Here is a 2,068-nt window from a genome sequence, read left to right as displayed (position 1 = left end):
CGGTTTCGGTGCGAATAAGTCTACCACAGGCTTGAATGAGTTTGAGCGATGCATCAGGTAGAGATATTTCCATAAATGGATTGCGTTTTTGGGATTCTAAATAACCTGCTAGGGTTTTATCAATTGGCGAGGTTGGGACACTAAAGCGCAATTTGACGATAATCACATGGGTGAGATTATCACCTTTAAGGTCGACACCTTCGGCGAAACTGTCGAGTCCAAAAATCACCGAACCTTGATTTTGTTGACGTCGATTAATGTGTTTTTCTAAAATTCCTTTTTTCGACAATTCGCCTTGTACTAGTAAATGTGGCTCTAATTTTTGTTCAATTAAATCTGCCACCAGCTGCATCTGCTTGTTTGAAGTAAATAAAACTAGGGTCAAGACAACTTAAGCGACTCTTTTCTAAAAATTCCAAGCAAAATTTTGTAAATATTTTGCTTGCGATTATTGAATCTAAATTCGCATTCTTTAAGGTATAAAAGTATGTTTAATTTATACCATTTTCAAAAATAAACTAAACTAATTCTATCCATTCCCTATTGTACAATTTCTTAATAAAATTTTCCTTTTTTAAAATATCATTCCAAGCATTACAACATTTATCCACAATCTCTTCATAATCCTTAAAAACCATATTTGATAAATATCGTTGTTTAATATTAGCCATAACTGTTCTACTGGATTAAGCTCTGGTGCGTAAGGAGGCAATGGTATTGGAACAACATTGTCAAAGCAGGTAATTTTGCTAGTGGTGTGCCACGCCGCTCTATCCATTATTACAACAGCATATCTATCCTTTGGCGTTGATTGAGAGATTAACCTTAAGTGCTCTATCATGCCATCGGTATTTGCTAGTGGCAATATCAAGCCAAGTGCTTTGTCTTGTGCTGGGCAAGTGGCCCAAAAAATATAAGCGTATTCAAATTGTTGCTGACGAATGGCACTGGGTCTGGTGCCTCTTGGTGCCCACATTCTAGTAATAGATCCTTGTTGTCCTACTCTGGTTTCATCTTGAAACCAAACATCAACCTTGTTTAAGTTTGTGTCCACAGGCAAAGCATCTATCACCGTTTGTTTGAAGTTTTTTATATAGGCTTTGTGCCTCAAGGTCTTGTCTTGGGTGTTTTGATCTGGAGCTAATCCAGCTAATATTTAGCCTATTCATCAAGTTATGAACACCATTCAAATCTCTGTAATGAATATCAAATTTGTCTTTAAGCAATTGATCTATCTCTATGAGTCTTATTCTACCGCCTTTTTTATTTTCACTTATCTCAATGATGCTATTAAATATTTTTGTTAGTGAGTGTTTGGCAAATAATCCGATTCGTCCCGTATGTGGCTTTTCATTTAAGCCTTTAATGCCGTCTTTTTTATAACGAGCAATCCATTGATTAACCGCATTAATATTAACTAAATATGTCTTAGCAGCATGAGCATAGGTGTGTCCTTGTTGAATGTGGTGCATTGCCATCAATCGAATCTTGACTCTATGGTGTGTTTGTTTCTTGGCTAGGGTTTTAAAGTTTTCGTTGTAAAAAGAAGCTGGAAGTGAGCGAGGTCTAGGCATGATTTTTATCTTGTTAAAAGATTATTATTTTACCATATTTATATCTTTTATTTTTGAAAATAGTATTACACCTTAAAGAATGCGAATTTAGATTCAATAATCGCAAACAAAATATTTACAAAATTTTGCTTGGAATTTTTAGAAAAGAATCGCTTAAGTTGTCTTGACCCTTTGCTAATTAAGCGTTTGTTCGATTTCATCAAATAAAGTGCCGGCAATATTCAGCTCGAACTGTTCATCAAGTTCGCGAATGCAAGTTGGACTAGTGACATTGATTTCAGTAATATAATCACCAATAACATCTAAGCCCACAAACATTAAGCCTTTGGCTTTAAGCGTTGGTGCGATTTGTTCACACAAATAGCGATCTCGATCTGATAAAGGCTGGCCAATGCCGGTAGCACCTGCCGCTAAATTACCTTTAAAACTGCCTTCAGCGGGCATGCGCGCCAAAGCATAATCAATTGGCTTGCCGTTAATTAGCAGAATGCGCT

3 protein-coding genes and 2 pseudogenes are annotated in these 2,068 nt (G+C 36.3%); 1 reads left to right on the top strand and 4 read right to left on the bottom strand.

The features are described 5' to 3' along the window. The 3 genes from PSN35_RS07395 to PSN35_RS07385 all read right to left on the bottom strand — a co-directional run. On the bottom strand, window positions 1-385 hold a 385-nt coding region (locus PSN35_RS07395), incomplete at its 3' end, for a helicase C-terminal domain-containing protein (protein ID WP_300031582.1). A gap of 189 nt (window positions 386-574) precedes the next feature. Then, window positions 575-1,072, bottom strand: coding sequence for an IS630 family transposase (locus PSN35_RS07390; RefSeq protein WP_300031579.1), 498 nt, complete (start codon window positions 1,070-1,072; stop codon window positions 575-577). Beyond that, the gene (locus PSN35_RS07385) at window positions 1,029-1,574 is read right to left on the bottom strand and encodes a helix-turn-helix domain-containing protein (RefSeq protein WP_300031577.1); all 546 of its coding nucleotides are present in this window, start codon (window positions 1,572-1,574) and stop codon (window positions 1,029-1,031) included. Before PSN35_RS07385 ends, PSN35_RS07390 begins: the two co-directional genes overlap by 44 nt. Before the next feature lie 56 nt (window positions 1,575-1,630). Between PSN35_RS07385 and PSN35_RS07380 the strand changes: the two are divergent. After that, window positions 1,631-1,741, top strand: a pseudogene (locus tag PSN35_RS07380) (IS1595 family transposase); the annotation flags it as partial. Window positions 1,742-1,748: 7 nt separating this feature from the next. Here the strand turns inward: PSN35_RS07380 and PSN35_RS07375 are convergent. Then, window positions 1,749-2,068 (bottom strand): annotated as a pseudogene (locus tag PSN35_RS07375) (glutathione synthase); the annotation flags it as partial.

Source organism: Candidatus Thioglobus sp. (assembly GCF_028599055.1).
Lineage (GTDB): Bacteria > Pseudomonadota > Gammaproteobacteria > PS1 > Pseudothioglobaceae > Thioglobus_A.
This window is presented reverse-complemented; position numbering and strand designations above follow the sequence as displayed.